The 12964-nt window shown below is 69.9% G+C and carries 10 protein-coding genes; all 10 read right to left on the bottom strand.

The window, feature by feature from the left end; all coding sequences use genetic code 11:
• Positions 1-9: 9 nt before the first annotated feature.
• Genes RN901_RS05405 through efp form a run of 10 tightly spaced genes read right to left on the bottom strand, consistent with a single transcriptional unit; the run spans position 10 to position 12952 of the window.
• Positions 10-2079 (bottom strand): TonB-dependent receptor, encoded by a 2070-nt coding sequence (locus RN901_RS05405; protein ID WP_310756736.1) that lies wholly within the window; start codon positions 2077-2079, stop codon positions 10-12.
• Between the two features lie 8 nt (positions 2080-2087).
• Positions 2088-3752, bottom strand: a complete 1665-nt coding sequence (gene lnt / locus RN901_RS05400) for an apolipoprotein N-acyltransferase (RefSeq protein ID WP_310756734.1) — start codon at positions 3750-3752, stop codon at positions 2088-2090.
• Positions 3749-5074, bottom strand: a complete 1326-nt coding sequence (hemL, locus tag RN901_RS05395) for a glutamate-1-semialdehyde 2,1-aminomutase (RefSeq protein ID WP_310756732.1) — start codon at positions 5072-5074, stop codon at positions 3749-3751. The genes lnt and hemL overlap by 4 nt, the downstream gene beginning before the upstream one ends.
• Positions 5071-6522, bottom strand: coding sequence for a 30S ribosomal protein S12 methylthiotransferase RimO (gene rimO, locus RN901_RS05390; RefSeq protein WP_310756730.1), 1452 nt, complete (start codon positions 6520-6522; stop codon positions 5071-5073). The genes hemL and rimO overlap by 4 nt, the downstream gene beginning before the upstream one ends.
• On the bottom strand, positions 6513-7496 hold the full coding sequence (locus RN901_RS05385; RefSeq protein ID WP_310756728.1) for an outer membrane lipoprotein carrier protein LolA: 984 nt from the start codon (positions 7494-7496) through the stop codon (positions 6513-6515). The genes rimO and RN901_RS05385 overlap by 10 nt, the downstream gene beginning before the upstream one ends.
• Entirely contained in the window at positions 7493-9781 is a 2289-nt protein-coding gene (locus RN901_RS05380) for a DNA translocase FtsK (protein WP_310756726.1), read from the bottom strand. The genes RN901_RS05385 and RN901_RS05380 overlap by 4 nt, the downstream gene beginning before the upstream one ends.
• Positions 9781-10533, bottom strand: coding sequence for a 2-phosphosulfolactate phosphatase (locus tag RN901_RS05375; RefSeq protein ID WP_310756724.1), 753 nt, complete (start codon positions 10531-10533; stop codon positions 9781-9783). Before RN901_RS05375 ends, RN901_RS05380 begins: the two co-directional genes overlap by 1 nt.
• Before the next feature lie 13 nt (positions 10534-10546).
• Entirely contained in the window at positions 10547-11890 is a 1344-nt protein-coding gene (gene accC, locus RN901_RS05370; protein ID WP_310756722.1) for an acetyl-CoA carboxylase biotin carboxylase subunit, read from the bottom strand.
• 16 nt (positions 11891-11906) lie between these two features.
• The gene (accB, locus tag RN901_RS05365; RefSeq protein ID WP_310756720.1) at positions 11907-12386 is read right to left on the bottom strand and encodes an acetyl-CoA carboxylase biotin carboxyl carrier protein; all 480 of its coding nucleotides are present in this window, start codon (positions 12384-12386) and stop codon (positions 11907-11909) included.
• A 2-nt stretch (positions 12387-12388) separates the two neighbouring features.
• A complete protein-coding gene (gene efp, locus RN901_RS05360; RefSeq protein WP_310756718.1) occupies positions 12389-12952 on the bottom strand; it encodes an elongation factor P in 564 nt (187 codons plus the stop codon).
• Between the last annotated feature and the right edge of the window lie 12 nt (positions 12953-12964).

Genomic DNA, 12964 nt, shown 5'->3' with positions numbered 1-12964 from the left:
GTGTCGACACTAGAAGAGCCGGAACTGGAGCCGCAGCAGACGGCCGGGCTGCGGCAGTCCGCACTGATCGAATACCGTCGCGTCCGCGAGGTTGTCCAGCGACAGCGAGGTCTGGAGGGTCCGGAAGGGTCCGCTGATCGCAAACTCCCGACTCACAACGAGGTCGACTCGGGCCGTTGGGTCGAGGTCGACGTCGGTGTCGAGATCCGGATCGACGCAGTACTGGCGTCCGATCGCCTCCACCGCGGCCCGCGCCCTGAAACCCGCGGGCAGCGGGCCCTCGACGTGCGCTCCCACGGCGATCCCGGGCTGGTACTCCGCACGAAGCGTGCGGCCCTGAAGCCGTCTGTCCGTGACGTTCACATTCTGCCACGTCAGGTCGCCGCCCACGGAGACGCCACCCCACCGCGCGTCGCCGAGAAGTTCGATCCCCGCCGCGTCCACGCGGCGCCGGTTCTCTCGGCGGAACCTCCCGTCCCCCAGCCCCGTGCGCACGATCGCATTCGAGAAACTCTGGACGAAGAGCACGGCCTGCGCCTCGACCTCCGCCCCGAACGCGTCCACTGTCCCGGTGACGCCGCCCTCCGCCGCGCGGAGGATCTCCGGCGCGAGTTCGTGGTTGGGCACGAAGCGGCCGAGCGCGCCGGAATACAGTTCCCGCAGCGACGGGAAGCGGACGCGGCGGCTCGCCCCCATGTGGAAGCGAACGCGCCTTCCGATCTGCGCGGACCCCCCGACGCGCGCGCCCCAGTCGTCGATCGTTTCGCGCGCTTCGCGCCCGCCGGTCTCCGGCGTGCTGCCGCGGTCCCAGCTCGCCCCCAGGCTGACGCGGGCGCCCGACCAGAACCCCGCGCCGGGACCCGCGAGCGGCAACTCGACCTCGCCGCCGAGACTGAACAGGCGCTGGCGAAAGGTGGACTCTCCGCCGGGCACGATACGCTCCACGTGGCGGGTCTCGGCCACCGTAAGCGCCGTCCGCACGACCCCCTCGCCGAGTTCATGGTCGGACAGGCCGCGGAAGGTGAGGGTGCGGTCGTCCGCGAACTCCTGCCCCGTAACGTCCTCATAGGCCAGCGTCTCGAATTCGTCGATCTGCGCGTCGCCCGCGTCGACTCCGATGCTGACCTCGAAGTCTCCCGTACCGAAGGGGGTGCGACCCCACCCGGTGCCGGCCGAGACCGTGCCTACGGCCCGTTTCGCCTCCGGCATCCTCCACCGCCGCGGATTCATCACGTGGAGTTCCGGCGGAATCCCTTTCTCCGCGCGATACCCGAACGTGGACATGGAGACCCACGCCCCCCCTTCGGATTCGACCCGCCCCGTGAAGAACGCGCTCGCGTGATCGAGATCGCTGTTCAGACGCCGGTTCGGGTCGGGCGTGGCCGGCTGTACGACGCCGCCGGGAAGAGGTACGCCGTCGCGCGTCCGGTAGGCGCCGCCCGCCTGCACGGACACGCCGCCGTCCCCCGAACTCCACGTGCGGCCGAGGCGCACCCCGCCGAACGCCGCGCCGGTCGCGTCCATGCCGCCCTGCATCCCGTTGAGCCGCCGGTCCGCGTCCACGCTCCCGTGTCCGATCTCGATCGAGACTACGCCGCCAAGAACGTTCGGACCGTGGAGAACCGAGGAGATGCCCCGGAAGAGCTGGATCTCGCGTGCCGCGTCGACCGGAATGAGCGAAAGATCCGTGCGCGCGTCCCAGCCGAGCGTCAGCGGCACTCCGTCGACAAGCACGGAGAGCTGCCGCGACTCGGTCCCTCGGAGCGTCGGCTGGGCCTCGCCGCGCGAGTTCTCCCGCACCTGCAGAAACGGGATCTCGCGCAATGCCTCTTCGAGGAGGGGGACGGCGGCCACGCGCGGCGCCTGAAGACTGAGGCGCACCGCGCTCGCGCCCGACACGCTGGCGACCGGCCGCAGCGCCTCGATGCGGAGTTCGCGGAGCCGGAAGGAGACCGTATCCCGGGACACGGTGTCCGGCACCTGCGCCGCGAGATCCTCCGCCGCCGCGAGACATGCCAGTGCGGCGACAAGCCGCCACGCGCCGCGCCGGGCGATTCGCCTTCCGGTCCTCCGCTTCATCCTCCGTATCATGCGCTCCCGCTTACCGGCTCCACCGTCTCTCCCGAAGCTCCGCGCCGCGCCCGCCCGCGCAGGGTGCGATCCTTCAGGAAAGACGCGCCAAGAGCAAGAAGCGCTGCCAGCGCGGCCAGCGTCCCCACGACATCGCCGAAACGCACGTATACGGTCAACTCATCCGTCGTCGATACGTCCGCCACGAAGGACGCGGGCTCGAAGAGATCCGTGCGGTGCGACACCCGCCCCAGCGGATCCACGATCTTGGAGATCCCCGTGTTCCCGGAGCGCGCCGCCCCCATCCGCGTCTCGATGGAACGCATGACGAGGTGCGCCGGGTGCTGCCACAGCGCGCTCGAGCGGCTCCACCACGCGTCGCGACCGTACCATGAGTCGTTCGTGATGTTGACGAGGAAATCCGCGCCATTCCGCCGGTAGTGCCGCGCGAGCGGCGAGAAGATGGACTCGTAGCAGATCATCGTCCCGTATGCCGCAGTTCCCTGTTCGGTCGAGATCTCGATCGGCGACTGCCAATCCCCGATGCCCAGTCTACCCGTGTAGGGAATGCGACTCAGCCATTGCGGGGGGATGAAGGGAACCCGCTCCACCATCGGCACGACGAACCGTTTGTCGTACCGGTTGACGAGACCGTCCCCGGGGCGGAAGTGGTAGGCCGAGTTGAACGGCTGGTACTCCTCGGGGCCGACGTCGTCGCCGCCGCGACCGCCTACAAGCACCTCCGCCTCCAGCACGGCGCCGAGCCCCTCCGCCCACTGATGGGCCTCCGGCCAGCCGCGATGGGGATAAGATGGCAGCGGGTCCAGCACGGTGGACGTCAGCATCGTCTCGGGAAAGATCACGAGGTCCATACGCTCGCGGCCCGCCCAGGGTGACGTCAGCGTCTCGGTCGAGCGCAGGGCGCTATCGGTAGAAGCGACGGGATCGAGATCCCTGAGGTGCTGAGGCACGTTGGGCTGGACGACGCCCACCCGGGCCGCGGTGCGGACCTCGATCGTCTGCCACCGCGCCACCGAGTAGGTGATGGGGAGCGCGAGCACGAGCAGGAGCCCGGCCGCCGGTCGCCGCAGCGCGCGCCATCCGCCGGCGCGGTACGCCAGGAACCCCGACGCGGCGAGGGCGTTCGCGAGCGCGAGCCAGAAGGAGAGGCCCCGCGAGCCCACGAGATCCGCCGCGCCTATCAGGATCGGGTAGTTGGACAGCGTGTCCCCGAACTGCATCCAGGGGAAAGAGACATCGAGCAGGTGGGCGCGCAGCACCTCCCCGGCGGTCCAGAAAACGGGAAAGACCAGATGGAGGGGCCACCCCAGCCGACTCCGGACAAGTTGTATCCCTCCGGCCACCCACGACATGAACAACGACAGGATCAGAATCGGAGCGACGAACGCAAACAGCGCCCACCAGGTGTAGAACACGAGCGCCACGAAGAGCCAATAAAGGACGAGCGTGTAGTAGACGAGCCCGAAGAGAAATCCCCCCTTGCGGGCCTGCTTTCGGCCCTCCGCCGTCGCCGGGAGTCCCTCGAGCCAGACGATGAAGGGGACGAGCGCGACGAACGACGTGACGAGAAGATGGAAGGGGGGATGGGCGAGCCCCATCAACACTCCGCCGAGGAGGAGGGCACCGGCCCGTTCGGGGACGATCCGCGCGCGCCAGTTCAACCCGTGCCCTCCGGTGCCGCGTCCAGCGCCGTGTCCAGCGCTTCGCCCACGACGCTGAGCGTTTCCGCCACGTCTGCGTCGGTGTGCGCGGTGGAGACGAAACCCGCCTCGAAGGCCGAAGGGGCGAAAAAGACGCCGCGCTCGAAGCACGCACGGTAGTAGCGGGCGAAGAAGTCCGTGTCCGCGCGCCGCGCCCCGTCGAAATCGAGCACGGGACCCTCGGTGAAGAAGACGCCCCACATCGAGCCCAGCACGGTCCCGCAGGCCGGGATGCTCCGGGCGTTCGCCGCCGCGAGAATGCCGTCCACGAGGGTCGCGGCGCGCCGCTCCAGCCCGGTGAAGGGGTCCGTCCGCTCGAGTTCGTCGAGTTGGGCGATGCCCGCGGCCATTCCGAGCGGGTTCCCCGACAGCGTCCCTGCCTGGTACACGTCCCCTTCCGGAGCCATCCGCCGCATCAGCTCGCGGGAGCCCGCGTACGCCGCGACCGGCAGCCCCGCGCCGAGGACCTTTCCGAGCGTGACGAGATCCGCGGCGACGCCGTAGCGCTCCTGTGCGCCGCCCCGCGCGACCCGGAACCCGGTCATGACCTCGTCGAAGATGAGGAGCGTTCCGGCGCGGTCGCAGCGGTCGCGGAGGCCCTCCAGGAAGCCCTCGCGGGGCGGGATGAGGCCCGCGTTGCCCGCCACCGGCTCGACGATGACAGCCGCGAGCCGGGCGCCGTGTTCCGCGAACACCGCCGCCACCGCCTCGAGGTCGTTGTAGGGCGCGGTCAGCGTCAGGCCGGAGGTCGCCGCCGGCACGCCCGGCGAGTCGGGGAGCGACAGCGTGGCGACGCCCGATCCCGCCACGACGAGAAAGGCGTCCGCGTGGCCGTGATAGCAGCCCTCGAACTTCAGGATCAGGTCACGGCCGGTCGCGGCCCGGGCGAGCCGCACGGCGGACATCGTGGCCTCGGTGCCGCTGTTCACGAAGCGCACCATCTCCACGCCGGGCACCCAGGCGGCGACGCGTTCCGCGAGTTCGACTTCGCGCGCCTGGCAGGCCCCGAAGCTCATCCCGTCGCGGGCCGCGCGCGCCACGGCCTCCACGACCGGCGGGGCGGCGTGGCCGAGGATGAGGGGACCCCAGGAGAGGACGTAGTCGAGATAACCGCGCCCGGCCTCGTCGAAGATCCTCGCGCCCTCGCCGCGGGCGGCGAACAGCGGCTCCATCCCGACGGCGCCGAACGCCCGCACCGGCGAACTCACCCCGCCCGGCATCACGTCGCGCGCCCGCCGAATCCAGTCGGAGGAGGCGGACGGCTGGCGAGGCCCGCGGCTCACCGACCCCAAGCGCTGTCGAGTCCCAGGACGGGGAGTTCCCGCCCCGGCTGCGGGGCCGGAGATGGCACCGCCTTTCCGCGCCCGGGCGCCGGGCGCACGACTCCGCGGACGCGCCCCCCGAGGTCGAAGTCGGCGGCCCGCTGGATCTCGACCCGCACCAGCGAGCCGGGGGCGAGGCCGTTTCCGCCCACAAGCACAGTCACTCCGTCCACATCGTCCGCCTGGCTCTCGATGCGGCCGAGGTGCGCCGCGCCCGGAGAATGCTCGTAGAGGAGCTCGAGCGTCGGCTCGTCCGGGGCCGCCGGCGCATCCACGACGGCGACGCGTTCGCGGCCGATCTCGGCGGCAAGCCGCTCGCGGCTCACGGCGCGCTGGACCTCCAGCACCTCCTCGAGACGGTCCCGCGCCAGATCCGGGGGCACAAAGTTCTCCTCCATGGTGGCCGCGCGCGTCCCCTCCTGCGGCGAGAACGCGAACGCGCCGAGCCGGTCGAACGGCACTTCGTCGAGGAAATCCACGAGTTCGCGGAACTCCGCGTCCGTCTCGCCGGGGAACCCCACAAGTACCGTCGTCCTCAGCGTGAGTTCGGGGATCGTCTCCCGCAGCCGGGCGACCTTCGATCGCAGCGTCGCGGCCCGCTCCGGCCGGCGCATGCGGTGGAGCACCGTATCGCTCGCGTGCTGAATCGGCATATCGATGTACGAGAGCAGCCGCGTCTCGGACGCCATCAATTCGACGAGCGGTTCGCGCAGGCCCGCAGAGTAGATGTACAGGAGACGGAACCACGGGATCGACGTCTCGCGCAGCAGCGCCTCCACGAGCGTCGCGATATCCGTCCCATCCCGCTGCTCCCGACCCCAGTGCGCGAGATCCTGCGCGACCAGGTTCACTTCCACGGCACCCTGCGCCTCAAGGCGCTGCGCCTCGGCGACGAGACGCTCCAGGTCGAAGGAACGGTGCTTGCCCCTCCAGAGAGGGATCGCGCAGAAGGCGCACCCGTGGTTGCATCCCTCGCTCACCTTCAGGTAGCGGACATGGCGCGCCCCGACCGGGATCCGCTCCCCCGGATGTACGCCCCCGGCCGGCGTCGGTCCCGGAAGGAGTCCGCGCTCCAGCAACTCCGGCACGAGGCGGTCAAGGTCCCGCAGCCCGAGCAGGAGGTCGACCTCCGGCAGCGATTCCGCCATCTCCTCCCGATACCGCTCCACCATGCACCCGACCGCCACGACGCTCCGGCACGCCCCTTCGCGCTTCAGCCGCTCCGCCTCGAGGATCGTCTCGATCGACTCTTCCTTCGCGGCGTCGATGAACCCGCACGTGTTGACGAGGATGACCTCCGCTTCATCCACATCCGTGCGCTCGGCCCCGTGGCCGATCAGTTCGGCGAGCATGCGCTCGGAGTCGACGGTGTTCTTGTCGCAACCGAGGCTGATGAGCCCTAGTCGCATCGCACATCGTCGGGAAAGACCTGCACCCCCTCCGGGGGCGCATACTCGAACACGGCAGGGTCGATCCGGGCCTCGGGTTCGAGGGGGGCCAGCGTCACCGTGCGGAGGGTCTGGTTCTCCTCGCGAATGCGAAAACGACGCACGTAGCGGTCGGACACGCCGATCCACAGGCGGACCTCCACGTATCTCGCCGGGAGTTCCCGCGGCGTGAGCGACACGATGCGCGTCTCCACGCCACCGATCCCCGCGGTTCCTTCATCGACCGCATCGTAGGTCGTCCGCGCCTGCGAGAGCAGGCGGCCAAGGATGTCGACGGAGCCGATTTCGGCGCCCTCCTCGAGGCGGGAGACCACGACCTGGTCGTGGAGCGAGGGCTCGTAGAGCCAGAGACAGGAGCCGTCCGCCACGTAGATGTCGCCGGCCGGTTCGTCGAAGTCCATCCGGAACCGGTTCCGTCCCGCCTGATACCAGGTTCCGCGGCCCTCGCGGGTGCGGCCGAGAAGCGGGTTCTCGATGCGCTGGGCGAAGGCCGCCTTGAGCCGGTCGAGCGAAGCGTAGGCCGAATTCGCAAGGGCGAGGAGCGAGTCCACGTCCACCTGCCCCGGCTCGTCGTCCACCGGCCCGGGCCCGTCGCCCATCGTCCCGGGCTCGTCCGGATCGGCGATATCCGGGTCCGGAGCCGGCGCGGGCGGCGGATCTTCGCTCCGCACCGCGTCCCCGGCGTCTCCCGCCTCTTCGACCCGCGGCTCGCCCTGCCCGGCCGCGGCATCCCCCGCAGCCGCGTCATCCCCCCCGGCCTCGGGTCGTGCCGGGGCGTCGCGCGGGCCGAACTCCGCCTCGATCCGGGCGCGCGCCTCCGCGACCTCCGCGGAATCCGCATCCGAGCACGCCAGCGCGAACGCGCTCACGAGGGATCCGGCCACCAGAAGGCCGACGACCCCAGGACGGGACGGCTGCGGGCGGAAGGGCCTCATGGTTCGTCGATGTCCCCGCGATCCAGATCGGCAAGCGTCGCGAGCACCTCCCGCGGCTTGGATCCTTCCGCGGGTCCCACGATCCCCGCCGCGTGCAGCTGGTCGATGATCCGCGCCGCGCGTCCGTACCCGACCTTGAGCCGACGCTGAAGCAGGCTTGTCGAACCCGCGGTATGCGAGATCACGATCTCGGCGGCCTGCCGGAACAGCGGGTCGCGATCCTCGGCGCCCTCGTCCGAAACCCCCGATCCTCCCTCTTCCTCTTCCAGCTCCTTCAGCAGGTCGAGGATGTCGCGCTCGGAAGCGGCCTCCTCCTCGGCCCTCTCGGCCTCGGCCCGCGCCTCCGCCTGCTCCCGATACCAGTCGAGCAGGCGTTCCGTCTCCTCGGAGGAGATGTAGGCGCCCTGGATGCGGACGGGATCGGACTCGCCCGGCGGCAGGAAGAGCATGTCCCCGTTCCCGAGCAGGCTCTCCGCGCCGTTCTGGTCGAGGATCGTGCGGCTGTCGATCTTCGACGCGACGCGGAACGCGATTCGACTCGGGATGTTCGCCTTGATGAGGCCGGTGAGGACGTTGACCGAGGGGCGCTGCGTCGCCAGCACGAGGTGGAGTCCGACCGCCCGGGCCTTCTGGGCCAGCATCGCGAGCGGCGTCTCGACCTCGGACTGCACCGTCATCATGAGGTCCGCCAGTTCGTCGATAATGAGGACGATATAGGGGAGCGGACCCTCGTCGTAGAGCGCCGGCTCATCCATGACGCCGCGCTTCGGGAGGAAGACTTCGCGACCGCGGGCGATCCGGCCGTTGAACTCCGCGACGTTCCGGCACCCGTTCGCCGAGAGCAGTCCGAAACGGCGCTTCATCTCGTAAACCGCCCACTTCAGGACGGACGCGGCCTCTTCGTTGTCCGTGATGACGGGGTGGCGGAGGTGCGGGAGGTCTCCGTAGACGGACAGCTCCACCATCTTCGGATCCACCATCAGGAGGCGGAGTTCGGCGGGCGTGTACCGGCACACGAGACTCGTGATGAGGGCGTTGATGCACACCGACTTTCCGGACCCCGTCTGGCCCGCGATGAGAAGGTGCGGCATCCGTGTCAGGTCCGCGCACGTCGGCTTGCCGGAGAGGTCGCGGCCAAGCGCGAGCGGGAGCGTGTGGCGTCCCCGGCGATACGACGGGCTCTCGAGTATCTCGCGCACGAGCACCATCTCCGAAGCCGGGTTCGGCACCTCGACGCCGACGGCGCCCTTGCCGGGAATCGGCGCCACGATCCGGACGGACGGCGCCTTTAGGGCGAGCGCGATGTCATCAGCGCGGGCGGAAATCTGTCCCACCTTCACGCCCGGCGCCGGGACGACCTCGAACTGCGTCACGACCGGGCCGGTGGTCCAGCCGCCGATCTCGCCCGCCACGCGGAAGGTGGCGAGCTTCTCGATCAGGATCTCGCCGAGCCGGTCGAGATCGCGCACGCCGAGGCCGCTGCCCTGCCCCACCGGCGCGTCGAACAGTTGAATGGGCGGAACCGCGGAGGAACCGGGATCGCCAGCTTCCTCGAGCTCCGGGACGGGCGGTGTCTCGTCCTCCGGCGCCGGGTCCGGCTGGTGCGACGCGCTCGCCGGTTCTGTGGGCGTCCGTTTCGTCGGCACGCGGGTCCGTTTGGCCACCGTCCTCGCTTTCGCTTCGCCCGGCGGATCGGGCTTCGCGGGAGACCGCGGGAGGCGAGACGGCCGCGCGCGGCCGGCGAAGGAGCGACCGAGCCCGAGGACCGCACCGCCGGCGGCGGCGAATCCGCGAACGAGCGATCGGCCCCCTGCCGTCACGGCGCTTGTCAGGGACCACCTCATGGTGGCGAACAGCGTGAGCAGGAGGACGCCCGCGGCGAGGAGCACCCCGCCCAGGCGGCCGAACACCTGCGCGAGGCCGGCCCCGGCGGTTGCACCCAGCCAGCCGATATCGCCCACGCTCCCGGGTCCCGGCCCCGCGATGAGCCAGTACAGCGACGGGAGGACCGCAAGCAGGACCACCGAGAGGATGGACCAGCGGAGGGCCCGGGTCGGATCGCCCCATCCGAGGAAATGCAGGCCCCACATGAACGCGGGGATCGCAAGGAGCGGTGAAAGGGCTCCGACCGCCCTCTCGAGGTTGTCGTGAAGCAGTTCCCCCGCCGGCCCGATCCAGTTGGACCCGCCGGCGAACAGGGGAGAGAGCAGCGCGAACGCCACCAGGAGGCCGAGCACGATCAGCGCGACGCCCAGCACCTCGCGCCGTTGCCGTTCATCCACCATCACGCATCCTCCCCGCCCCAACTGCCAACGAGGGCGCCGTCTCGCCAGACCGGCACGACCTCGAGATCATCCAGCCCCGCGCAAACCGCCAGATCCGCGGCCCGGCCGATCGCGTGCAGCGCCCGGCCGGCCGCGGTCCCGGCAAGACCGGTCACCGTGGGCGGTCCCAGTCGGGCGGAGAGGGCCTGCGCGGCCCGTGCGCCATCGGTCAGTTCGGCCTCCGCGACCGTCTGGACCAGCCGCTCTACAAGATGGCCCGCGCACCATGCGTCGTCCATGCTCACACGCCCCCGCCGCCCGGCGCACACAATCGCGACTCCGCGCGCGGCGGCGTCCGCATCCGCCGCTGCGCTTCGGGCCACGGCCCCGGCGTTCCGGAAGCAGCCCAGGCGGAGGGAGCCAACGCCGGCAGTGCGCGCGGCTTCGATCGCCGCCGTCCCGTTCGTCGTCGTGAACACCAGGGCGCGACCGGCCACCGACCCGCGTCCGAACTCGCCCGGCGCGTTTCCGAGATCGAAGCCGCGCGGCGGGAGACCTCGGCGTTCCCCGCACAGGAGCGCCTCTCCGTCCCGCGCCGCTTCCTTCCGAGCCTCCTCGACGGTCCGCACGGGAACCACGCGCTCGGCTCCGGCCGCAAAGGCGGTTGCGATGCTCGTCGTCGCCCGGATCACGTCGACGACGATCGTCGCGCGTCCGCGCACGAGGTCGGTCTCGAGTTCTTCGGGAAGCCACAGCACATCGATCGCGCTCACGGGCGACCGCCGTTCACGAGCGGGTCAGGAACCGCTCGACGAACCCCGTATCGATGCTCCCCGAAACGAAATCGGGATGGGCAAGCACCTTGCGGAGGAAGGGAACCGTCGTGTGAACGCCTTCGAGGATGAACTCCTCGAGCGCATGGTAGGCGCGGATCCGGGCCTCGTCGCGCGTCCGGCCCCAAACGATGAGTTTGGCGAGCAGCGAATCGTAGAACGGAGGGACGACGTAGCCGCCGTAGATGTGCGTGTCCACGCGCACGCCGGGCCCCCCCGGCGCGTGAAACGCCGTGACCGTGCCGGGCGAGGGACGGAAGCCCTGCTCCGGGTCCTCCGCGTTGATTCGGCACTCGATCGCGTGCCCCTGGAACTCGATGGGCTGCGGGATGGTCAGCTTTTCCCCCGCCGCGATCCGGATCTGTTCCTTGATGAGGTCGACGGAAGTCACGAGTTCGGTCACTGGGTGCTCGACCTGGATCCGCGTGTTCATCTCCATGAAATAGAACTCGCCGTCCGGCGCGAGCAGGAACTCCACCGTCCCGGTGCTCTGATACCCGATGGCTTTCGCCCCCAGGATCGCGGCCGCTCCCATCGCCTCGCGAAGCTCGGGCGTGACGGCCGGACTCGGCGCTTCCTCGACGAGCTTCTGGTGCCGCCGTTGGCTTGAGCAATCGCGTTCCCCAAGGTGCATCACGCGCCCGTGACGGTCGCCGACGACCTGGATCTCCACGTGACGAGGCCGCTCGATGAGCTTCTCGAGATACACGGTCGGGTCGCCGAAGTTGGCCTCGGCCTCGTTTCGCGCCATGGCGAAGAGGTTCCGGAACTCCGCTTCCTCGAACGCGGCTCGCATGCCCTTCCCTCCGCCGCCGGCGGCCGCCTTGATCATGACGGGGAACCCGATACGGCGGGCTTCCTCCAACGCCTCCTTCTCGTCGTCGAGAGGCTCCGGCGAGCCCGGGACGACGGGGACGCCCGCGGCGATCATCGTCTTCCGCGCCTCCGCCTTGTCTCCCATGCGTCGGATCTGTTCGGGCGTGGGACCGATGAACACGAGACCGCTCCGTCCGCAGATTTCCGCGAACTCGGCGTTCTCCGCCAGGAAGCCGTAGCCGGGGTGGATGGCATCGGCGCCCGTGATCTCGGCCGCGGCGAGGATCTGCGGGATATTCAGATAGCTTTCGCGCCCGACCGGCGGTCCGATACAGATGTCCTCGTCGGAAAAGCGGACGTGGAGCGAGTCGTGGTCGGCCTCCGAATACACGGCGACCGTCCGGATATCGAGTTCACGGCACGCGCGCAGGATGCGGAGCGCGATCTCGCCGCGGTTGGCGATCAGGATCTTGCGGAACATGGGCCCGGCCGCGGCTTCAGTCGGGCTCGATGCGGAAGAGCAGCGCGCCGTACTCCACGGGCTCGGCGTTCTCGACCGCGATCTCCCGCACGACGCCCGCGACATCCGACTGAAGCTCGTTCATGAGCTTCATCGCTTCGAGGATGCAGAGCGTCTGGCCGGCCTCGACCCGGTCCCCGACGGATACGAAGGGGTCGGCGCCGGCCGCCGGCGCACGGTAGAAGGTGCCGACCATGGGCGAGAGCACTTCGAACAGCCCCGACGCGGGCGCGGCCTCCGCCGGTGGCGCGGCGGGCGCGGCGGCCGGGGCCTGCGCGACCTCGACGCTGCCGACCGCCGCCGCGGGTACGGCCGCCGCGGCCGCGATGCGCGGGGACTTTCGGATCCTGACCCGGGTCGGGTCCCCGGTGTCGGAACCGACAAGCTCGACGTCGAGGCCGTCCACGCCGGAGTCCTCGACCAACTCGATGAGTCCCTTCAGCCAGTCCAAGTCCATGGTCAGGTCACCCGCGTGATGTACTTGTTTTCCGTCCTGTCGACGCGCACGACATCGCCGGTCTCCAGGAAGAGCGGCACCTGGATCACGGCGCCGGCCGCCAGCCGGGCCGGCTTCGTCCCGCCCTGGGCCGTGTCCCCCCGCACTCCGGGGTCCGTCTCGACGATCTCCAACTCGACGAACTGTGGCAGTTCGATCGCGAGCACGACGCCGTCACGATTGAGGCTCTGACACTCCATGTTCTCCTCCAGATACTGGAGCTGGTCCTCTCCGATCTGATCTTCCGACATCGGAATCTGCTCGAAGGTTTCCATGTTCATGAAGTAGTACAGGTGGCCGTCCGTGTACGTGTACTGTACGGGTCTCCGCTCCAGGCGTACCTCCCTGACCTTCTCGCCGGCGCGAAAGGTCTTGTCGATCACTCCTCCCTCCATCACGTCCTTGAGCTTCGTGCGGACGAAGGCCCCGCCCTTCCCCGGCTTGACGTGCTGGAAGTAGGTGATCGAGTAGAGGGTGCCGCTGAGTTCGATCACCATCCCTCGACGAAAATCCGAAGTATCTGCCATGGTACCCGATAG

The organism is Candidatus Palauibacter soopunensis (assembly GCF_947581735.1).
GTDB lineage: Bacteria > Gemmatimonadota > Gemmatimonadetes > Palauibacterales > Palauibacteraceae > Palauibacter > Palauibacter soopunensis.
The sequence above is the reverse complement of the archived record's forward strand: the minus strand, read 5'-3'. Positions and strand labels throughout refer to the sequence as shown.

Bases quoted from the DNA above. Each gene is read 5' to 3' on its own strand.
- RN901_RS05405 (WP_310756736.1), bottom strand. From the start codon at position 2,079: ATGAAGCGGAGGACCGGAAGGCGAATCGCCCGGCGCGGCGCGTGGCGG.
- rimO (WP_310756730.1), bottom strand. From the start codon at position 6,522: ATGCGACTAGGGCTCATCAGCCTCGGTTGCGACAAGAACACCGTCGAC.
- RN901_RS05385 (WP_310756728.1), bottom strand. From the start codon at position 7,496: ATGAGGCCCTTCCGCCCGCAGCCGTCCCGTCCTGGGGTCGTCGGCCTT.
- RN901_RS05380 (WP_310756726.1), bottom strand. From the start codon at position 9,781: ATGGTGGATGAACGGCAACGGCGCGAGGTGCTGGGCGTCGCGCTGATC.
- accC (WP_310756722.1), bottom strand. From the start codon at position 11,890: ATGTTCCGCAAGATCCTGATCGCCAACCGCGGCGAGATCGCGCTCCGC.
- accB (WP_310756720.1), bottom strand. From the start codon at position 12,386: ATGGACTTGGACTGGCTGAAGGGACTCATCGAGTTGGTCGAGGACTCC.
- efp (WP_310756718.1), bottom strand. From the start codon at position 12,952: ATGGCAGATACTTCGGATTTTCGTCGAGGGATGGTGATCGAACTCAGC.